Here is a 19,377-nt window from a genome sequence, read left to right as displayed (position 1 = left end):
CGTCGTGACCGATTCGGTCGCCCCGGACCGGCTTCTACCTTCGTGGTCATGTCCACATCGCGATCGAGGGCAATCCTCGCCACCATCACGCTCGCGACCACGCTCGTGGTCGGCGGCGCTCCCGTCGCCTCCGCGACGCCGACGATCAAGGTCTCCGGCGGGACCACCCAGCCCGTCTTCTCCTATCAGGACGCCATCCGCGAGCACGTTCGGGTGCAGTCGCCGGTCGACAGCGACGGCGACGGGGAGAAGGACCTCGTCCGGGTGGACATCATCCGGCCGAAGGAGACGAGCTCCGGGCTGAAGGTCCCGGTGATCATGCACGAGAGCCCGTACTACGACGAACCGGGTGTCGGCTTCCAGCTGGACCACAAGACCTATGACGCGGACGGGAACCCCACGAAGTTCCCGCTGTTCTACGACAACTACTTCGTGCCCCGCGGGTACGCGTACGTGTCGGTCGACATGATCGGCACCAGGCTCTCCGACGGTTGCCCGACCTCCGGCGGTCCGTCCGACGTGCTCGGCGGCAAGGCCGTCATCGACTGGCTGAACGGCCGGGCGACCGCGTACGACGACGACGGCAAGCCGGTGGAGGCCACCTGGACCACCGGTCGCACCGGGATGATCGGCCACTCCTACGAGGGATCGCTCGCCATCGGCGTCGCCGGCACCGGCGTGCCGGGCCTGGAGACGATCGTGCCGCTCGCCGGCCCGAGCAGCTGGTACGAGATGTGGCGAGCGAACGGCACCCTCACCGACGTCACTGGCGGGCAGGAGTTCATGGCCACGTGGGTCGACGTCGACCCGGACGAGAAGTGCGCCGCGGCGCACCAGCGTATGAGGGCCGGCTCGGATGACGCGACCGGCAACTACAACGCCTACTGGCACGAGCTCGACTACCGGACCGGGCCGGTGTCGAACGTACGCAACGTACGCGCCAGCGTCTTCGGCGTGTACGGCATGCAGGACCGAAACGTGCCGGCCGACGAGTTCTCCACGTGGTGGACCAAGCTGCCTCGCACCGTGCAGCGCAAGGTGTGGGTCACGCAGTACGGACACCTCGACCCGTTCTGGGCCCGCCGGGACGCGTGGGTCGAGACCCTGCACCAGTGGTTCGACCACGAGCTGATGGGCGTCCCCAACGACATCCTGCGCCGGCCTCGCGCCGACGTGCAGCTCGGCCCGGACCGCTGGATCACCCAGGCCGACTGGCCGGCGCCGACGCGGACCGTGACCCTGCGACCGCAACGGGACGGTTCCCTGGGCCGGACGCCGTCGACCGGCACCGGCAGCTACGTCGACACCCTGCAGACCGAGGCCGCCGTGGCCGCCGATCCCTCCGGCATCGATCCCCACCGGCTCGCCTACCTCACCTCACCGCTGCAGCGCGCGACGCGGCTGTCCGGAACGCCGTCGGTGAGCCTGCGGGTCACCCTGGACGAGCCGACCGCCAACCTGGGCGTCCTGCTCGTCGACTACGGCCAGGACACACGGATCAACGGCGCCGACCCCCAGTGGCAGGGCCTCCAGTGGGCCGACGGCGAGGACTGTGTCGGCGCGAGCACGGCCGAGGACAGCAGCTGCTACCGGCGGATGGCCGACCGCACGATCGACTCCGACTTCCAGGTCGTCACCCGGGGGTTCATGGACGCACAGAACCGGACGTCTCTGAGCGACCCGACGCCGCTGACGCCGGGCAAGGCCTACCAGATCACCTGGAAGATGCTGCCCCAGGACTACGAGTTCAAGGCAGGGCACCGGCTGGGCCTGATCCTGACCGGAACCAACGACGACGTCACCGATGCCGAGTCAGGCACCGGCAGCACTGTCAGCATCGACCTGTCCAGCACGTCGGTGTCGCTGCCACTGGTCACCACCGCGCCCACGAAGAACGCACCCGCGAAGAAGTAGTCCACCGTACGAGGCCGGAACCGGCCGGAATGGAAGTGATGGAATGAATGCCGACGTGATCATCGTGGGCGCGGGCCCGACCGGCCTGATGCTGGCGGCCGAGCTGCGCCTGGCCGGGGTGCGGCCGCTGGTGCTGGAACGACAGCCGAAGCCCCGGGACACCCCCAAGGCGGGCGGTCTCGGTGGACAGATCCTGGAGCTGTTGCGCTACCGCGGCCTGCTGGAGCGGTTCGAAGCGGCCTGCACCGACCCGCTTCCGCCTCCTCGGTTCCCGTTCGGCGGAGTCCATGTCGACCTCACCCAGCTGCCGGAGTCCCCGATGCACGCCCTGCCGCTGCCCCAGCAGAAGCTCGAGCGGCTCCTCGGCGAACGGGCCGACGAGCTGGGCGTCGACATCCGGCGCGGACATCAGGTGCTGGAGGTGAGCCAGGACGCCGACGCGGTGACCGCGGAGGTCAGCGGGCCCGACGGCACCTACCGGGTGAGCGGCAGCTATCTGGTGGGCTGTGACGGCGCCCGCAGCCGGGTTCGCGACATGGCCGGAATCCCGTTCCCCGGCACCGTCTATCCCGAGGTCAACCGGCTGGCCCAGATCACCGTGCCCGACTCGGTGACCCGGCTCGACGGCGGCGACCTCGAGCTGCCCGGATTCGGAACCATCCGCGGGGGTTTCACCAGAACGGACCGCGGTCTGTTCGGGATGGCGGCATCACCCACGTCGGAGGTGCTGTCGGTCTACACGATCGAGGACGAGGCCACCGAGTACGACGATGACGTTCCGCTGTCGGTGACCGAGATGCAGGACAGCATCCGCCGCGTGCTCGGCGCGGACCTTACGGTGGCACAGGCGCATCGGCTCTCGCGCTTCACCTTCAAGGCCAGGCAGGCCGAACGCTACCGCGACGGTCGGATCCTGCTCGCCGGTGATGCGGCCCACCTGTTCCCTGCCACCGGCGTCGCCATCAATGCCGGCATGCTCGACGCGGTCAACCTCGCCTGGAAGCTGGCCGCCGAGGTTCAGGGCAGGGCGTCCGCCGACCTGCTGGACACCTATCACGAGGAACGCCATCTCGCCGGTGCCCGCACCATGCTGCACACGCAGGCACAGGTGGCGCTGCGGCGTGGGCACGACCCCGCCGCGGAAGCGCTGCGGGCCGTCTTCCAGGAGCTTCTCACCGATGAACAGCCGGCGCGGCGCATGGGAGCCCTCATCGCCGGCGCCGACATCCGCTACCCGCTGCCCAATCCCAACGGCCATCCTCTGACCGGCACGTTCGTGCCCGACCTCATGCTGCACACCGACGACGGCGCCACCAACATCGCCGAGCTGCTGCACACCGCACGCCCGGTGCTGCTCGACCTCGCCGAGCGCGCGGACCTTCGCGAGGCTGCCCGACACTGGCAGCCCCACCTCGACGTCCGCACCGCCAAGACGGACGACCGCCCGGCCGACGCCCTCCTGATCCGACCGGACGGCCACGTCGCCTGGGCCGCCACCATCGACGAACCCGCCGATACCGCTCGGGACGGCCTGCGAGCCGCGTTGTCGTCGTACTCCACCCCGCGCACACTCACCGACGAAGGATTCTGATCATGACGACAATCCGCGTTGCACGCCCCGATGAACTGCCCGCTCTGACGATTCACCCGGACGACGACGAACGGAACGACGCGACCTCGGCGTACCTGACCAGTCTGCTGGACAACGGCTGCACCAGACCGGAGTGGTGTCTGGTCGCCGAGGCGGAGGGCCGGCTGACCGGGAACGTCGTTCTGTGGACGATCCCAGGCCGGACGGTGCCGGAGGACATCGTGCTGCTGGAGCCCGGAGATCTCGAGACCGGAGCCGCTCTGCTGGCCGAGGCCGCGGAGTTGGCCCGCTCGCTCGGGGCCGGGTCGCAGGGGCATGTACTGGACTCGCCCGCGCAGGCTCCTCAGTACCAACGGGACCCGGCACTGCGCGAGAAGGTGCTGACCGACGCCGGGTTCACGGTCATGCGCGATGGCTGCCGGTTCGGATGGACCGCCGGGGACCCGACGCCCGCGCAGGACGAACGGCTGCACTGGCGGTCGATGGCGGAGTTGGGCACGGATCCCTTCGTCGACCTGCTCACCGAAACATTCACCGATACCAAGGACTCGAGCTTCTTGGCCGAGATCGCCGAGCACGGACCGCGCGGGGCCGCCGCGGGAGCGATCTCCGAGATGATGGAACTGAAGCACGAACCAGGCTGGTTCGAGATCGGTTATGACGGAGAGGACGTCCCCGTCGCGCTCAGCATGCCCGCGTTTGCTCCGAACTCGGCCGTCATCGGCCTCGTCGCGGTTGCGCCCGTCGCCCGTGGCCAGGGCTACGCGACCGGCGTCGTCGCGCGCGGCACCTGTGCGCTGACCGCCGCCGGCGCCACCGAGATCCGCGGCGACTGCGACGCCGACAACATCGCCATGGTCAAGGCCTTCGAAAGGGCCGGCTTCAAGAACTTCGCCAACCGAAAGATGTTCGACCGCCCGCTGTGACGTACGACGAGCGGGTCTCGGCACGCTGAGGGGACTGCCTCGGTCGACCGTCGCCATCTGCGAAGATGCGGGCGTGAGCACTTCGACCCCGTCACGCACCAACGCTCTTGACCAGTTCTTCCAGATCAGCGCGCGCGGCTCGACGGTCGGGCGCGAGGTGCGGGGTGGCGTGGTCACCTTCTTCACGATGGCCTACATCGTCGCCCTCAACCCGCTGATCCTCGGGTTCGCGGAGGACATGAACGGCGACCTCCTCGGTGGCACGAGCGGCGACAACCTGGCCGCGATCGCGGCCGGGACCGCGCTGGTGGCGGGCGTGATGACGATCCTGATGGGCCTCGTCGCCAACTATCCGCTGGCGCTGGCGACCGGGCTCGGGCTCAACGCGTTCGTGGCGTTCTCGATCGCCGGGCAGATGACCTGGGCCGACGCGATGGGGCTGGTGGTGATCGAGGGTCTGGTGATCCTCGTGCTGGTGCTGACCGGGTTCCGGGAGGCCGTCTTCCATGCCGTGCCGCGTGAGCTCAAGACCGCGATCTCGGTCGGTATCGGCCTGTTCATCGCGGTGATCGGCTTCGTCGACGCCGGTTTCGTACGCCGCATCCCCGACGCCGCGAACACCACCGTGCCGGTGCAGCTGGGCCCGACCGGGCAGCTCGCGGGCTGGCCGGTGCTGGTCTTCGTGATCGGCCTCGTCCTGGTCATCACCCTGTGGGTGCGCAAGGTGCGCGGCTCGATCCTGATCTCGATCGCGGTGACCACGGTGCTGGCGATCATCGTCGAGGCGATCGCGGATCTCGGCGCCGGCGGCGCCGAGAACCCGACCGGCTGGGCGCTCAACGTACCGGCACTCCCGGACAGGATCGTCGACTGGCCCTCGTTCGCGACGCTGGGCGAGTTCAACCTGCTCGGCTCGTTCCAGAACGTCGGCATCGTGACCGCGGTGCTGCTGATCTTCACGCTCATGCTCGCCGACTTCTTCGACACCATGGGCACGATGACCGCGATCGGCGCCGAGGCCGGGCTGCTGCGCGAAGACGGCACCCCGCCGCGTACGCGCTCGATCCTGGTCGTCGACTCGCTGGCCGCCGCGGCCGGTGGTGCCGGTGGTGTCTCCTCCAACACCTCCTACGTCGAGTCCGCCTCGGGCGTCGGCGAGGGTGCGCGGACCGGGCTGGCGGCGGTCGTGACCGGCGTGCTGTTCCTGCTCACCACGTTCCTGGCTCCGCTGGTGACCGTGATCCCGTCGGAGGCGGCGGTGCCCGCCCTGGTGCTGGTCGGCTTCCTGATGATGCAGCAGGTCAAGGACATCAACTGGGCCGACCCGGACATCGCCATCCCGGCGTTCCTGACGATCGCGCTGATGCCGTTCACCTACTCGATCTCGGTCGGGATCGGCGCCGGCTTCCTGGCTTACGTGCTCATCAAGGTCGTCCGCGGCAATGCGAGGACCGTACACCCGCTGATGTGGCTGGTCGCGGTCATGTTCGCCGTCTACTTCGCGATCCACCCGATCTCGAGCTGGCTGGGCTGATCGAACGGGCTGATCAGCCCAGCATGTCCTTGACGAGCGGCACGACCTGGGTGCCGTAGAGCTCGATCGAGCTCATCAGGTCCTCGTGGCGCACCTGGCCCTGGTCGTACTTCAGGTCGAACCGGTCGACGCCGAGCACCTTGATGGTGCCGGCCAGCTTCCGGGCGACCGTGTCGGGCGAGCCGACGTAGAGGGAGCCGCCCTCGATCTCACGCTCGAAGTCGCCGGGCCTCGGCGCGGGCCAGCCGCGCTCGCGGCCGATCTGGGTGCGCATCGCCAGCCAGCCCTCGTAGACCGTCTCGCGGGCCTGCTCGTCGGTCTCGGCGACGAACCCGGGCGAGTGGACGGCGACGCGCTTCCGCGGCACGCCGAACTCGTCCTGGGCGCGCTCGAAGAGGTCGATGTAGGGCGCGAACCGGTCGGCCGGACCACCGATGATCGCCAGGAAGAGGCCGAAGCCGTGGCGGGCGGTGCGTACGACCGACTCCGGGCTGCCGCCGACGCCGACCCAGGCGGTCAGCCCGTTCTCGGTGCGCGGGAAGACCTCCTGGTCGGTGAGCGCCGCACGGGTGCGGCCCTCCCAGGTGACCTTCTCCTCCTTCAGCAGCGCGGCGAGCAGCTCGAGGCGCTCCTCGAAGAGCTCCTCGTAGTCGGCGAGGTCGAAGCCGAACAGCGGGAACGACTCGGTGAACGAGCCGCGTCCGGCGACGATCTCTGCGCGGCCGTTCGAGACCGCGTCGAGGGTCGCGAACCGCTCGAAGACCCGCACCGGGTCGTCCGAGCTGAGCACGGTCACCGCGGAGCCGAGACGCAGTCGCTCGGTGCGCGAGGCGACCGCGGCGAGCACCATCTCCGGGCTGGAGACGGCGAAGTCACGGCGGTGGTGCTCCCCGACCCCGAAGAAGTCGAGCCCGACCTGGTCGGCGAGCACGCCCTCTTCGACGATGTTGCGGATCACCTGCGCGTGATGCTGCGGCTTGCCCTCGGCGTCGCGGGTGACCCCGCCGAAGGTGTCCAGGCCGAACTCGATGTCAGTCACGCCCGTTGAAACCTCAACCAGTCGTGGCGCATTCCCAGGGCTGTCGCGGGATCTCGTGGGCCTCGCTCGCCAGGTGACGCCACAGCGTCCCGCCGTGCTCGAGGTCGAGCCGGCCGTCCGGGAAGGCGTCGGATGCGATCTCCTGTCCGAGCGCCGTGACCGACCCGAGCACTCGGTGCGGGCCGAGGAGGCCGGGGGCGAGCGAGCTCGCGTCCAGGTCGAGCGACTCGACCAGGACGGGGCGGCCGTCGTGCCCGTACGCCGACCAGGTGGTGCTCGCCCGGCCGGGGCGTTCGCCGTGCCGGCCGAGGACCAGGGTCTCGCGGAGTGCGAGCCGGGCGCCGGGCGCAAGGGTGACCCGGGTGTCACGGGTGACGTCGGCGCCGGCAGAGACGACGAACGGCTCGCCGGCCCAGACCAGGGTCGCGCCCGCCGCCAGGGCGATCCGGACCGACCAGGACGCCCGGCCGCCGTCCATGTCGTACGCCACCGTCCCGGCCGGCTCGACCAGGGTGAGGCTCGCACCCTCCCCCACCTCGACGCCGATCGTGACGTGGTCGCCGGCCAGCAGCATCGCGCCGTCGGGGACCAGCGAGATCCGCGCGGAGCGGGCGTCGCTGGCGAGCAGCATCGGGCGCAGCGCCGGAGCCGTCGCCGGGCCGGCGACGTCGGTCTGCACCCGCACCCGGCCGCCGTCGACCGCCCCGACCCGCACCCGGGTCAGGGAGCCGCTGGCCAGCTCAGGCGTGCTGATGGTCGTGGACATGCTCGGCGTCGTGATCGTGGGCGTGGCTGGTGCCGTCCGCGTGGAAGTGCGGCGCCATCGGCCCGGGGTCGGCGGGGACGAGGGACCCACCCCGGTGCCGGGCCAGCTCGGACCTGACCCAGCCGATCAGCGCCTCGACGGAGGCCCGGTCGGTGCGGGAGAGCGCGATGACCGGACGGCCCTCGCGCACCGACCCCGCGTCGGAGACCATCGCGTCCGGGTCGACACCGACGTACGGGGCCAGGTCGGTCTTGTTGACCACCAGCAGGTCGGCACGCTCGATGCCGGGGCCGCCCTTGCGGGCGACGTCGCCTCCGCCGGCGACGTCGATGAGGAAGATCTGGGTGTCGACCAGCGCCGGGGAGAACGTCGCGGTGAGGTTGTCACCGCCCGACTCGACCAGGACCACGTCGAGCGGCGCGAACTCCTCCTCGAGCTCCTCGACGGCGATCAGGTTGGCGGTGACGTCGTCGCGGATGGCGGTGTGCGGGCAGGCGCCGGTCTCGACCGCCTTGATGCGGGCCGGGTCGAGCACCCCCGCGGAGCGGAGGAACCGGGCGTCCTCGTCGGTGTAGATGTCGTTGGTGACCACGCCGATCTCCAGGTCGGCGGAGAGCTCGCGGCACAGCAGCGCGATCAGCGAGCTCTTGCCGGTCCCCACGGGGCCGCACACTCCGATGCGCAGTCCCCTGCCGTCCGTCGTCCCATCCTTCGTCACAGTTTCAGGCACTGAACAACCTCCTGGTCGTGTCGGCGTGGGCGAGAGCCCACAGGTCGAGCTGGGGCGCACTGGGCGCCGGGATCTGATGAGGGTCGGTGAGCGGGGCGACCTCGGTGGCGAGTCGTTCGGCCTCGGAGAGCAGGTCGTGCACCCATGAGGTGGCGTCGAGCGGGTCGAGGGGCAGCAGCTTGAGGGCTGCCGAGGCGACGGTCTGCAGGTCGTCGTACGCCACCAGCCGGCCCAGCGACGCCGGCGCGAGGCCACCGGTGGCGGCCGCCGCGGCCAGGACGAGCGGACGGCACGGCCGCTCGAGGGCGGCCACCTCCGCGACGTGTGGCGAGTCCGGGAACAGCCGCCTGACCAGGCGCAGCAGCGCCCGGCCGAGGGTGCGTGAGGTGTCCCGCATCGGCGCCGCCGGGGTACGTGCCGCCCACGCGTCCAGGACCTGCTCCAGCGGCAGCCCGGCGCGCAGCCGGTGCAGCCCCACCACCGCCGTGCCGGCCTCGACCCGTACGACGCTGGCCAGTCGCGACCGCATGAAGACCGGCACCTGCTCGGCGGTGAGGCCGGAGCGTACGGCCGCCTCCAGCTGGCCCGACTGGGTGTGGCCGGCGACCGGAAGGCGGGCGTCGGCCAGCAGCATCATGAGCAGGTTCTCGGACATCGCGCTCAGAACATCGAGTAGAGCTGCGTCAGCGGCAGCTCGGTCGCGGGGGCGGGCTCGATCAGCTCGCCGTCGACGTGGATGCGGAAGGTCTCGGGCTCGACCCGGATGTCCGGGGTCGCATCGTTGTTGATCATCTGCGCCTTCCCGATCTCCCGGGTCGGCTCGATCCCGACGAGGCGGCGGCGCAGGCCGAGGCGGTCCGCGAGCCCGGCATCCAACGCCGACGGAGCGACGAACGAGACCGCGTGATCAGCGCCCGGCCCGACCAGCGCCGGCCGCATGAGCACCGGCTGCGGGGTCGGGATCGAGGCGTTCGGGTCGCCGAGAGCACCCCAGACCAGCGCGCCGGCCTTCATGACGACCTCGGGCCTGATGCCGAAGAACCGCGGGTCCCACAGGACCAGGTCGGCCATCTTGCCGGGCTCCACGGAGCCGACCTCGGCGGCGATCCCGTGGGCGATGGCGGGGTTGATCGTGTATTTCGCGACGTACCTCTTCGCTCTCACGTTGTCGGCCGGACCACCCAGCGGGCCGAGGCGGGCCTTCATCGCGTGGGCGACCTGCCAGGTGCGGCAGATGACCTCGCCGATCCGGCCCATCGCCTGGGCGTCGGAGGAGGTGATGGACAACGCACCGAGGTCGTGGAGCACGTCCTCGGCGGCGATCGTCGTCGCCCGGATCCGGGACTCGGCGAAGGCCAGGTCCTCGGGTACCCGCGGGTTGAGGTGGTGGCAGACCATCAGCATGTCGAGGTGCTCGGCGACGGTGTTGACGGTGTGCGGCAGGGTCGGGTTGGTCGAGCCGGGGATGACGTGCGGCAGCGAGGCGACCGACAGGATGTCGGGCGCGTGCCCTCCCCCGGCGCCCTCGGCATGGAAGGCGTGGATCGAGCGGCCGGCGATCGCGGCGACGGTCGACTCCAGGTAGCCCGCCTCGTTGAGCGAGTCCGAGTGGAGCGTGACCTGCAGACCGTGCTCGTCGGCGGCCCGCAGCGCGGCGTCGATCGCGGCCGGGGTCGAGCCCCAGTCCTCGTGGACCTTGTAGGCGGCGGCGCCGGCCAGCGCCTGCTCGGCCAGCCCGGCGGCGGAGACGGTGTTGCCCTTGCCCATCAGCAGCAGGTTGACCGGCAGGTCGTCGAGCGCGCGGTGGACGGTCGCCAGGTGCCACGGCCCCCCGGTGACCGTGGTGGCCTTGGAGCCCTCCGAGGGTCCGGTGCCGCCGCCACCGATGGTGGTGGTCCCGGTCGAGATCGCCTCCACGATCTGGGACCGGGAGAGGAGATGTACGTGGACGTCGATGGCCCCGGCGGTGAGGATCTTCCCCTCACCACTGACCACGTCGGTGCCCGGCCCGATGATCAGGTCGGGGTGGACGCCGTCGGCGATGTCGGGGTTGCCGGAGCGCCCCAGGGCGACGATCCGGCCCGCGCGGATCCCCACGTCGGCGCGGACGATGCCCCAGTGGTCGAGCACCAGGGCGTTGGTGATCACCGTGTCGAGTGCACCGTCGGCCGAGGAGACCGTGGACTGGTTCATCGACTCGCGGATCGACTTGCCGCCGCCGAAGACCGACTCCTCACCGCCCACGGTCAGGTCGTCCTCGACCTCGATCCACAGGTCGGTGTCACCGAGGCGCACCTGGTCGCCGGTCGTGGGCCCGTAGAGCGCGGCGTACTCGGTCCTGCTGATCTCCACCATCACGCCTCCTCGATCTGGCTGTGCTTGATCTGGATGCCGGGTACGACGCGGGCGCCCTTGAACGCCACGATCGCGACCTCCCGGGACGCGCCCGGCTCGAACCGGCGCGAGGTGCCCGCGGGGATGTCGAGCCGGAACCCCTCGGCCGCCTCACGGTCGAAGGAGAGCGCCGAGTTCACCTCGGCGAGGTGGATGTGGGAGCCGATCTGGACCGGCCGGTCGCCGGTGTTGAGGACGACCAACGTACGCCGCTCCGACTCGCTCCGGTCGGTGTTGAGCCGGATGGTGCCGTCGGCGACGCGTACGGCTCCGGGACCGCTGGACTGCATGGACATCTCCCGCTTCAGGCGATGGGCTGGTGGATGGTGACGAGCTTGCGGCCGTCGGGGAAGGTGGCCTCGACCTGCACCTCGACGAGCATGTCGACCACGTCGGGCATGACCTGCTCGCGGGTCAGCACGGCGCGGCCCTGGGTCATCAGGTCGGAGACCAAGGCGCCCTCCCGGGCCCGCTCGATCACCCAGGTGGACAGCAGCGCGACCGACTCGGGGTAATTGAGGAGCACCCCGCGGGCGAGCCGGTCGCGCGCGACCATCCCGGCCACGGACAGCAGCAGCTTCTCGGTGTCGGACGGGGTCAGATGCATGTCGCCAACTCTCCAGACTCTCTAGACGGCCAACTGGGATCGGACGTGCTCGTGGGCCCCGGACCCGCCGTCACCGCTCGCGGTGATCCGGCCGGACTCGAGGATGTAGTAGGCAGAGGCCGTACGCAGCGCGAACCCGACGTGCTGCTCGACCAGCAGCACGCTGAGGTCGCCGCGTCCGGTGAGCTCGGAGATCACCCGCTCGATCTCGGCGACCACGTTGGGCTGGATGCCCTCGGTCGGCTCGTCGAGGATGAGCAGCCTCGGCCTGGTCAGCAGCGTACGCGCGATCGAGAGCTGCTGGCGCTGACCGCCCGACAGCAGCCCGGCGCGTCGCCCGAGCAGGTCCTTCAGGGCCGGGAACAGGTCGAGCATCTCGCTGATCCCGGCCCGGTCGCCGACCAGCCGGAGGTTCTCCAGAGCGGTCATGTCGCCGAAGCTCTGCTGCCCCTGCGGGACGTAGCCGAGACCGCGCTTCACCCGCGCGCTCGGCCGCAGCGCGGTGACGTCCTCGCCGTCGAGCAGCACCCGGCCGCTCTTGGGCCGGACCAGCCCGGCCGCGGCCTTGAGCAGCGTCGTCTTGCCCGCGCCGTTGTGTCCCATCAGCGCCACCGCGGCGCCGGTGCGCACCTCGAGGCTGACCTCGTGGAGCACCGTGGTGCGACCGTAGCCGCCGGTGACCGACTCCATCCTCAGCATCAGGCGTCCTCCCCAGTCTTCGTCTCGGTGCTCGCCTCGGTGCTCGTCTGGGCGCTCGTCTCGGTCACGGCGGCGACCGTGTCGCCCAGGTAGACCCGCTGCACCTCGGCGTCCTCGCGGATCTCGGCGGCGGTGCCCTCGGCGATCACCTTCCCGGCGTGCAGGACGGTGACGACGTCGGCGAACCGGCGGACGAAGTCCATGTCGTGCTCGATCACCACGACGGTGCGCCCCGGGCTGATCCGGCGCAGCAGCTCTCCGGTCTCCTCGCGCTCCTCGGCCGACATCCCGGCGACGGGCTCGTCGAGCAGCATCACCGAGGAGTCCTGCACCAGCAGCATGCCGATCTCCAGCCACTGCTTCTGCCCGTGGGAGAGCACCCCGGCCGGACGGTCCGCGAGCTCGGTGAGCCCCACCGTCTCCAGCACCTCGGCCACCTGCTCGGGCATGCCCCGCCGCGGCAGCATCAGCCGCCACCGCGCCCGATGGACGCCGGCGGCGATGTCGAGGTTCTGCAGCACGCTCAGCTCCTCGAAGACCGTCGCGGTCTGGAACGTACGTCCCACGCCGAGGCGGGTGATCCGGTGCGATGCCAGCGCGAGCAGATCGCGTGTGCGATAGCGCGCCTCACCACTCCCCTTCGCCAGACCGGTCAGGGCATCCACCAGCGTCGTCTTCCCGGCGCCGTTGGGGCCGATCAGGAAGTGCAGCCGGCCGGGTTCGAGGGTCAGGGACACCCCGTCGATCGCGACGAACCCGTCGAACTCGACCCGCAGGTCACTCACCTGCAACGTCTCCACGGTCATGCCGCCACCTCCTCCCCCACCCGCGTATCCGCTTCTTCGGACCTCTCGGCCTCCGAGCGGCGCGAGACCAGGCCCTTCACCAGCCCCAACAGCTGCGCCAGCCCACCCGGCAACAGCAGGATGACCAGCACGAACAGCGCCCCCTGGAAGTAGGACCACGAGCCGGGGAAGGCCTCGGAGAGCGAGGTCTCGGCATAGCCGACCAGGAGCGCGCCGACAGCGGGGCCGAGCAGCGAGGCCCGGCCACCGAGCGCCACCCCGGCGAGCAGTCCGATCGAGGCGACCACGCCAACGTCGTCGGGCGAGACGATCCCGGCGATCGGCACGAACAGCGCGCCGCCGATCGAGGCCAGGACGGCCGCGATGACGTACGCAGCGAGCTTGACGTTGGCCGGGTCCGTGCCGAGGAAGCGGACCCGCTCCTCACCGTCACGCACCGCGACCAGCAGCTCACCGAATCGGGTGCGGTAGAGCCAGGCCATCGCCAGGATCGAGACCAGCAGGATCCCGGCGGCGATGAAGTAGAGCATCCGCTTGTTGGCGGGGTCGAACAGGGCGTACCCGAAGAAACCCTGGAAGTTGTTGAGCCCGTTGGCGCCGCCGGTGGTCTTCACCTGGCCGACGAGCAGGATCGCGAAGGCTGCTGCCAGCGCCTGCGACAGGATGGCGAAGTACGCCCCCTTGATCCGCCGCTTGAACACGGCCAGCCCCAGCAGGCCCGCCACCAGTGCCGGCAGGACCAGGATGACGACGAGCGCGAGAGCGCCGCTGCGCAGCGGCTCCCACCAGCCCGGCACCGTGGCGTCGCCGTAGAGCGCCATGAAGTCCGGCACCCCGCCCGGACCGGCGTCGGCGAGCTTGAGGTGCATCGCCATCGCGTAGGCGCCGATGCCGAAGTAGAGCCCCTGGCCGAGCACCAGCATCCCGCCACGGCCCCAGGCCAGTCCGATGCCGACCGCGGCGATGGCGTAGCAGCAGTACTTGGCCAGCAGACCGAGCCGGAAGTCCGAGAGCACCGCCGGGGCGAGGACGAGCAGGGCGACCGCGAGCAGCAGCCAGCCGACGTACGGATAGATCCTTTTCATGCCAGGCTCCTGGTGCGGACCGAGAGGATGCCCTGCGGGCGCAGCTGCAGGAAGGCGACGATCGCGAGGAAGACGATCACCTGCGCGACCGACCCGGTCAGCGCGTGGGCGAGGAACGCCTGCAGCAGACCGATGCCCAGCGCCGCCGCGATGGTGCCCTTGAGGTGGCCGATGCCGCCGACCACGACCACCAGGAACGCCTGCACGATGTAGGACGTGCCGAGGTTCGGGCCGGTCGAGCCGAGCAGCGTGAGGGCCACCCCGGCCACGCCGGCCAGGCCGGAGCCGATGAAGAAGGTGGCCTGGTCGGTGCGCCGGGTGGAGATGCCGATCGTCTCGGCGAGGTCGCGGTTGCCTACGGTCGCCCGGATCTGCCGCCCGAGCGCGGTGAACCGGAGCACCGCCAGCAGCGCCGCCACGCAGACCGCGGCGAGGACGAGGATGAAGAGCCTGGTCAGCGGGAAGTCGTAGCCGAGGATCGGGATCGACCCGTCGAGCCAGCCCGGCGCGGGCACCTCCTTGGCCGGAGCCCCGAAGATGTCGCGGGCGACCTGCTGCAGGACGAGCCCGACACCGTAGGTGACCAGCAGCGTGTCCAGCGGGCGGGCGTACATCCACCGCAGCACGCTCGCCTCGAGCGCCAGCCCGAGCAGGCCGCCGATCACGAACCCCGCGGGGAGCGCGATCAGCAGGCTCAGCTCGGTGCTGGCGACGATCGTCGAGACGACGTAGGCGGTGTACGCGCCGGCCATGATGAACTCGCCGTGGGCCATGTTGATCACGCCCATCTGACCGAAGGTCAGGGTGAGCCCGAGGGCGATGAGGAGCAGGACCGCACCGGCGGAGACGCCGGTGAAGACCTGGGCGAGCAGCGCGTCCAACGGGCTAGTTCTTCCACCAGTCGTAGGACTTCAGGTAGGGGTCCGGCTCGATCGGCTTGTCGCTCGACCAGACCGTGTCGATCAGGCCCTCGGAGTTGACCTGCCCGATGAGCGCGGTCTTGGCGATGTGGTGGTTCTCGCCGTTGACCTCGACGGTGCCCTCGGGTGCGTCGTAGGTGACGCCGTCGGAGGCGTCGATGACGTCCTCGACCGCGAACGAGTCGGCCTTCTCGACCATGCCCTTCCACAGGTGGAGCGAGGTGTAGGCCGCCTCCATCGGGTCGGAGGTGACCGCCTTGGCGCCGTTGGCCGCCTTGAAGTCGGTGACGAACTTCTCGTTGGCCGGGCTGTCGATGGTCTGGTAGTAGTTCCAGGCCGTGTACTGCCCCTCGAGGTTGCCCACGCCGACGCCCGGGACCTCCTCCTCGGCGATCGAGACCGAGAGCACCGGCATGGCCGAGGCGGTCAGGCCCTTGCCCTTGTACTCCTTGAAGAAGGCCACGTTGGAGTCGCCGTTGAGGGTGTTGAAGACCGCGTCCGCGCCGGCGGCCTTGACCTTGTCGACGACCGTGCCGAAGTCGGTCGAGCCCAGGGGCTGGTACTCCTCGCCGAGGACCTCGATGCCGTTGGCGGCTGCGTACTGCTTGATGATCTTGTTGGCCGTGCGCGGGAAGACGTAGTCGGAGCCGACCAGGAAGATCGACTCGATCTTCTTCTCCTCCTTGAGGAAGTCGAGGGCGGGGATGATCTGCTGGTTGGTGGTCGCGCCGGTGTAGAAGATGTTGTGCGAGGACTCCAGGCCCTCGTACTGGACCGGGTAGAAGAGCAGCGCGTCGTTGCCCTCGAAGACCGGCAGCATCGCCTTGCGCGAGCTGGAGGTCCAGCCGCCGAAGACGGCCGCGACGCAGTCGTCCTGGATCAGCTTGGTCGCCTTCTCGGCGAAGACGGTCGGCTCGGACTGCCCGTCCTCGCTGACGATCTCGAGCTTCTTGCCGAGCACGCCGCCGTCGGCGTTGATCTCCTCGGCCGCCATGGACAGGGACTTGAAGACGGTCGTCTCGCTGATCGCCATCGTGCCGGACAGGGAGTTGAGGAAGCCGATCTTGACGGTGTCACCGCTGGTGTCGACGCAGCTCTCGCTGCTCGCGGAGTCACCGGTCTTCGCGCCGCCGCACGCGGTCGCGGTCATGCCCAGGGCGAGCACCGAGCTGGCCGCGAGGACGCGGCTCGAGAATTTCGTACGCACGGGATGGGGGTCCTTCCATCGGACAATTGCTCTCGAATGGAAGGAATCTAGGGACGCGTTGTTTCGCCGATGTGTCAGGCCGGGCGAGGGTTTGTTTCCAGATGGAAACGCCGCAAGTCGGCAGAGCTCAGACGAGTCGGTCGAGGACGGCCCTGAGGTCGCGGACGACGTCGACGACGGGCTCGGTCTGCTGCCGGGCACGGATCTCGCGGGCGACCGAGGCGCCCACCGGCGAGAGCGCGACGACCGCGCGACGCTTGTCCTCGGGGTGGACCTTGCGCAGCACCAGGCCGCGCTCGGCGAGGCGGTCCACGTGGCGGGTCAGCGTGCCGGCCGGGAGCGCGGCGGCGTCGGCGAGCCGCGTCATCGTCTGGCCGGGCTCGTCGAGCAGCACGCTGAGGATGCGCCACTGCTCCGCGGTGACGTCGAAGTCGGCGTACACCTCGGCGAGCGCGCGCTCGATCCGGCGCTGCGCCCGGGCGAGCAGCACGGCCAGATCCGTGCCGGCCGTCTCGGCAACCTTCATGAGTCCTCCCCACGATCGCTGTCTGCCGTACCCTAACCATCCAACGGCTCAATGGTGAGTCATCAGGGCAACATTCCGTTCGGGAGCAGGTGTCGATGACCCCACCGTCGTTCACCCCGTCCTCCCATGCCCTCCTGGGCCTCGCACCGCGTCCTCCGGGGGCGGTCTCGATCGCATTCGTGGTGCCGATGCAGGGCCCGACCGGCATCTACGGGCCCGGCTGTCTGGCCTGCGGCGAGCTGGCCGCCGACGACCTCAACACCGGAGGCGGAATCGCTGGGCGACCGGTCGAGCTGGTCGCGGTCGACGCCGGGCGGGCCCCCGAGGAGGTCGCCGCCGAGGTGGCCCGGCTGGTCGACCTCGGCCGGGTCGACGCCATCGCCGGCTGGCACATCTCGGCCGTACGTCAGGCGATCACCGCCCGCGTCGGCGGCAGGGTCCTGTATGCCTTCGCGGCCATGCACGAGGGCGGCGACGAGACTCCTGGCGTCTTCATGATCGGCGAGCGCCCGGTCAACCAGCTGCTCCCCGCCGCCGCCTGGATGCGGGCCAACCATGGCGTCTCCCGCTGGGCGGTGGTAGGCAACGACTACGTCTTCCCGCGGGTCACCGGCTCGACGGCGCGCGCGGCGTTGCACGGTTCGCCCTCGCAGGTCGTGAGCGAGACGTACGTCCCGCTGGGGACGCGCGACTTCGCCGGCGTGCTGCGTGGGCTCGAGGGCGGCGAGCAGGACGGCGTGATCATGCTGCTGATGGGGCAGGACGCGGTGCACTTCAACCGCCAGTTCGCCGCCGCCGGGCTGAGCTCGTCGCTGACCCGGCTGAGCCCCGCGGTCGAGGAGAACACCCTGCTCGCCGGCGGCGCCGGTGCCAACGCCAACGTCTTCGCCGCCGCTGCCTACTTCGACGGCCTCACGACCCCCGAGTCGGCCGGCCTGGCCGAGCGCTACTACCGCCGCTTCGGCGAGTACGCGCCCTCCCTCAACGCGGTCGGCGAGTCCTGCTACGAGTCGCTGATGTTCCTGCGTCAGGTCGGCGACGCCTGTGGCTCCCTCGAGGTCGAGCCCGCGCTGCACCTCGCCGAACGCCACAGCTACTCCAGCCCCCGCGGCCTGATGCGCATGCACGGCAACCTCGTCGACCAGGACGTCTACATCGCCGCCGCCGACGGCCTCCGCTTCGAGATCCAGGAACAGATCGCGTACGCGTCCTAGCGTGACCGTCCGTCATGCGGCGAGGGCGTGGTCGAGCAGTACGTCGCGCAGCGTGAGCTCGACCCGGGACAGCGGTGGTGGGTCTTGTGCCCAGGTGTCGGGTGGTGGGCTCGTGTAGACATGGCCCGTGGGCGTGATGGTGGTGATGCTGCCGTCGGGTCCAGGTCTGGCTCGCCAGCCGATCGCTTCCTTGGCCTGATTGCACCGCTCGCACAGCCCTTGAAGGTTCTCGGCGCTGGTCTTTCCGCCGTCGGCATGGCGTTGGACGTGGTCGATGTTGCGGATCGGGGCATCACACCCAACGGTGCGGCAGACTCCGCCGTCACGAGTGGCGATGAACTCAGCCAGCCCATCGGGTGCCTTCCGCGACCGCGACTCCATCGCCACCAGCTGACCCGCAGGATCGGTGAACAACCGACGCACGAACACCTCGGCATCGGCCAAGGCCTCCCGCGCCCAGGCGGCAGGGACGGGGCCGTAGCCCTCCACCATGGCGGCCTGATCGGCGTCATTGGCGAGCGAGTCGGCGGTCATGACGATCTTGACCTCGATCCGCGGCTTCGCCCCGGTCTCGCGGCCGGTGATGCGGTCGACCAGCGTGTCGGCCATGACCTGACCCCGACTTCGCTCGTCACCGGCGGCACGGGCAGCGTTGGCGGCCTGATCGAGTGCCGCGAACACAGCGACCCCGTCCTTGATCGGGAGTAGCGCTCCGAGCCAGGTCATGGTGTCGGGTGCCGGTCGGAGGCTGACGCGGCGGTCTTTCTCAGCGTTGGCGGCTCGGCTGACGACGGCTGCTTGGTCGAGGGTGATGGCGAGCTTCTTGGCGGCGTTCTCGAGCTGCCGTAGCCCCATCGCCACCGCCCGGGCGGGTTCACCTGCGGGCCCGGTCGCGCACAGTTCGTAGTCGATGACCCGGCGGTCCTCGCGTGAGAGGCAGGCGGTCTCGCGGGCCAGGATGGTGGCCTGCCACTGCGAGAACGACCCTGCCTTCATCAACGCGAAGGTGTGCGGCATCTCGGTGATCAGGATCTTTGCCAGCCCGAGCAGCTTTGCACCCTTGGCCGGGGAGACCCGTCGCGCCAGCGCGATCTGGGAGGCCACTCCTTCGCCCAGTTTCCGGGCAGGAACTCCGGCCTCAGCTTGGCGAACGCGGGCCGCCTCCTCCAGGCGTACCGCTGCTTCTGCTTGGACGGCCTCGGCGGTGCACTTCACCTGTTCGAGCCGGACGATCCAGTCGACCAGCTCCCGCTCGGACGCACCGGGAGGTGGCCCGTCGAGGAGGCGGTCGACGGTCTCGTACATGTGCTTTATTATATGCGAGCGAGCACCATGGCGCTACTCATTTATGCTGGTCATAGGCCAGTTACGCAGTCAGCGAACAAGTCACGTGGCTGCTGCGCCACACTCTCGCCGCCG

At 70.1% G+C, this 19,377-nt stretch carries 19 protein-coding genes; 5 read left to right on the top strand and 14 right to left on the bottom strand.

All coding sequences use genetic code 11. The annotated features are described in order from the left end of the window. Positions 1-48 precede the first annotated feature (48 nt). The 4 genes from HD557_RS08490 (at position 49) to HD557_RS08475 (ending at position 5,965) form a co-directional block, all read left to right on the top strand. Entirely contained in the window at positions 49-1,914 is a 1,866-nt protein-coding gene (locus tag HD557_RS08490) for a CocE/NonD family hydrolase (RefSeq protein WP_231380233.1), read from the top strand. A 43-nt stretch (positions 1,915-1,957) separates the two neighbouring features. Beyond that, positions 1,958-3,505 carry an FAD-dependent monooxygenase gene (locus tag HD557_RS08485; protein WP_196873558.1) on the top strand — a complete coding sequence of 516 codons (1,548 nt, stop codon included), beginning with the start codon at positions 1,958-1,960 and terminating at the stop codon, positions 3,503-3,505. Between the two features lie 2 nt (positions 3,506-3,507). Further along, the gene (locus HD557_RS08480) at positions 3,508-4,431 is read left to right on the top strand and encodes a GNAT family N-acetyltransferase (RefSeq protein WP_196873557.1); all 924 of its coding nucleotides are present in this window, start codon (positions 3,508-3,510) and stop codon (positions 4,429-4,431) included. Between the two features lie 73 nt (positions 4,432-4,504). Continuing rightward, on the top strand, positions 4,505-5,965 hold the full coding sequence (locus HD557_RS08475) for an NCS2 family permease (protein WP_196873556.1): 1,461 nt from the start codon (positions 4,505-4,507) through the stop codon (positions 5,963-5,965). Between the two features lie 13 nt (positions 5,966-5,978). Here HD557_RS08475 and HD557_RS08470 read toward each other — a convergent pair whose 3' ends face one another. The 13 genes from HD557_RS08470 to HD557_RS08410 form a co-directional block, all read right to left on the bottom strand. Beyond that, the gene (locus tag HD557_RS08470) at positions 5,979-7,004 is read right to left on the bottom strand and encodes an Atu2307/SP_0267 family LLM class monooxygenase (RefSeq protein ID WP_196873555.1); all 1,026 of its coding nucleotides are present in this window, start codon (positions 7,002-7,004) and stop codon (positions 5,979-5,981) included. A gap of 13 nt (positions 7,005-7,017) precedes the next feature. Further along, positions 7,018-7,770, bottom strand: a complete 753-nt coding sequence (locus HD557_RS08465; RefSeq protein WP_196873554.1) for an urease accessory protein UreD — start codon at positions 7,768-7,770, stop codon at positions 7,018-7,020. After that, complete coding sequence (gene ureG / locus HD557_RS08460; protein ID WP_307785739.1) at positions 7,745-8,443, bottom strand: urease accessory protein UreG; 699 nt, start codon at positions 8,441-8,443, stop codon at positions 7,745-7,747. Before ureG ends, HD557_RS08465 begins: the two co-directional genes overlap by 26 nt. Before the next feature lie 49 nt (positions 8,444-8,492). Continuing rightward, positions 8,493-9,155 (bottom strand): urease accessory UreF family protein, encoded by a 663-nt coding sequence (locus HD557_RS08455; RefSeq protein ID WP_196873553.1) that lies wholly within the window; start codon positions 9,153-9,155, stop codon positions 8,493-8,495. A 5-nt stretch (positions 9,156-9,160) separates the two neighbouring features. Continuing rightward, a complete protein-coding gene (locus HD557_RS08450) occupies positions 9,161-10,855 on the bottom strand; it encodes an urease subunit alpha (protein WP_008357710.1) in 1,695 nt (564 codons plus the stop codon). Further along, positions 10,855-11,190, bottom strand: a complete 336-nt coding sequence (gene ureB / locus HD557_RS08445; RefSeq protein WP_231380232.1) for an urease subunit beta — start codon at positions 11,188-11,190, stop codon at positions 10,855-10,857. Before ureB ends, HD557_RS08450 begins: the two co-directional genes overlap by 1 nt. 8 nt (positions 11,191-11,198) lie before the next feature. Continuing rightward, positions 11,199-11,501 (bottom strand): urease subunit gamma, encoded by a 303-nt coding sequence (locus HD557_RS08440; protein WP_008357715.1) that lies wholly within the window; start codon positions 11,499-11,501, stop codon positions 11,199-11,201. 21 nt (positions 11,502-11,522) lie between these two features. Next, on the bottom strand, positions 11,523-12,200 hold the full coding sequence (locus HD557_RS08435; RefSeq protein ID WP_196873552.1) for an ATP-binding cassette domain-containing protein: 678 nt from the start codon (positions 12,198-12,200) through the stop codon (positions 11,523-11,525). Then, entirely contained in the window at positions 12,200-13,006 is an 807-nt protein-coding gene (gene urtD / locus HD557_RS08430; protein WP_196873551.1) for an urea ABC transporter ATP-binding protein UrtD, read from the bottom strand. The genes HD557_RS08435 and urtD overlap by 1 nt, the downstream gene beginning before the upstream one ends. After that, positions 13,003-14,091, bottom strand: coding sequence for an urea ABC transporter permease subunit UrtC (gene urtC / locus HD557_RS08425; RefSeq protein ID WP_196873550.1), 1,089 nt, complete (start codon positions 14,089-14,091; stop codon positions 13,003-13,005). The genes urtD and urtC overlap by 4 nt, the downstream gene beginning before the upstream one ends. After that, positions 14,088-14,972 carry an urea ABC transporter permease subunit UrtB gene (gene urtB / locus HD557_RS08420; RefSeq protein WP_008357723.1) on the bottom strand — a complete coding sequence of 295 codons (885 nt, stop codon included), beginning with the start codon at positions 14,970-14,972 and terminating at the stop codon, positions 14,088-14,090. The genes urtC and urtB overlap by 4 nt, the downstream gene beginning before the upstream one ends. Before the next feature lie 4 nt (positions 14,973-14,976). Continuing rightward, the gene (urtA, locus tag HD557_RS08415; protein WP_008357725.1) at positions 14,977-16,218 is read right to left on the bottom strand and encodes an urea ABC transporter substrate-binding protein; all 1,242 of its coding nucleotides are present in this window, start codon (positions 16,216-16,218) and stop codon (positions 14,977-14,979) included. Between the two features lie 127 nt (positions 16,219-16,345). Then, complete coding sequence (locus HD557_RS08410) at positions 16,346-16,744, bottom strand: MarR family winged helix-turn-helix transcriptional regulator (RefSeq protein ID WP_196873549.1); 399 nt, start codon at positions 16,742-16,744, stop codon at positions 16,346-16,348. 95 nt (positions 16,745-16,839) lie between these two features. On the opposite strand from HD557_RS08410, the gene HD557_RS08405 reads away from it, so the two are divergent. Beyond that, complete coding sequence (locus HD557_RS08405; RefSeq protein WP_008357728.1) at positions 16,840-17,958, top strand: substrate-binding domain-containing protein; 1,119 nt, start codon at positions 16,840-16,842, stop codon at positions 17,956-17,958. Between the two features lie 12 nt (positions 17,959-17,970). Here HD557_RS08405 and HD557_RS08400 read toward each other — a convergent pair whose 3' ends face one another. Further along, positions 17,971-19,263 carry an HNH endonuclease gene (locus HD557_RS08400; RefSeq protein ID WP_196873548.1) on the bottom strand — a complete coding sequence of 431 codons (1,293 nt, stop codon included), beginning with the start codon at positions 19,261-19,263 and terminating at the stop codon, positions 17,971-17,973. Between the last annotated feature and the right edge of the window lie 114 nt (positions 19,264-19,377).

The sequence above is a fragment of the Nocardioides luteus genome (assembly GCF_015752315.1).
In the GTDB taxonomy this organism is placed as follows: Bacteria; Actinomycetota; Actinomycetes; order Propionibacteriales; family Nocardioidaceae; genus Nocardioides.
This window is presented reverse-complemented; position numbering and strand designations above follow the sequence as displayed.

Excerpts from the sequence above, each read along its gene's own strand:
- ureB (WP_231380232.1), bottom strand. The coding sequence starts at position 11,190 with ATGTCCATGCAGTCCAGCGGTCCCGGAGCCGTACGCGTCGCCGACGGC.
- HD557_RS08465 (WP_196873554.1), bottom strand. The coding sequence starts at position 7,770 with ATGTCCACGACCATCAGCACGCCTGAGCTGGCCAGCGGCTCCCTGACC.
- HD557_RS08485 (WP_196873558.1), top strand. The coding sequence starts at position 1,958 with ATGAATGCCGACGTGATCATCGTGGGCGCGGGCCCGACCGGCCTGATG.
- HD557_RS08440 (WP_008357715.1), bottom strand. The coding sequence starts at position 11,501 with ATGCATCTGACCCCGTCCGACACCGAGAAGCTGCTGCTGTCCGTGGCC.
- urtC (WP_196873550.1), bottom strand. The coding sequence starts at position 14,091 with ATGAAAAGGATCTATCCGTACGTCGGCTGGCTGCTGCTCGCGGTCGCC.
- HD557_RS08410 (WP_196873549.1), bottom strand. The coding sequence starts at position 16,744 with ATGAAGGTTGCCGAGACGGCCGGCACGGATCTGGCCGTGCTGCTCGCC.
- HD557_RS08435 (WP_196873552.1), bottom strand. The coding sequence starts at position 12,200 with ATGCTGAGGATGGAGTCGGTCACCGGCGGCTACGGTCGCACCACGGTG.
- HD557_RS08450 (WP_008357710.1), bottom strand. The coding sequence starts at position 10,855 with ATGGTGGAGATCAGCAGGACCGAGTACGCCGCGCTCTACGGGCCCACG.
- HD557_RS08400 (WP_196873548.1), bottom strand. The coding sequence starts at position 19,263 with ATGTACGAGACCGTCGACCGCCTCCTCGACGGGCCACCTCCCGGTGCG.
- HD557_RS08405 (WP_008357728.1), top strand. The coding sequence starts at position 16,840 with ATGACCCCACCGTCGTTCACCCCGTCCTCCCATGCCCTCCTGGGCCTC.
- urtD (WP_196873551.1), bottom strand. The coding sequence starts at position 13,006 with ATGACCGTGGAGACGTTGCAGGTGAGTGACCTGCGGGTCGAGTTCGAC.
- HD557_RS08490 (WP_231380233.1), top strand. The coding sequence starts at position 49 with ATGTCCACATCGCGATCGAGGGCAATCCTCGCCACCATCACGCTCGCG.
- HD557_RS08455 (WP_196873553.1), bottom strand. The coding sequence starts at position 9,155 with ATGTCCGAGAACCTGCTCATGATGCTGCTGGCCGACGCCCGCCTTCCG.
- HD557_RS08480 (WP_196873557.1), top strand. The coding sequence starts at position 3,508 with ATGACGACAATCCGCGTTGCACGCCCCGATGAACTGCCCGCTCTGACG.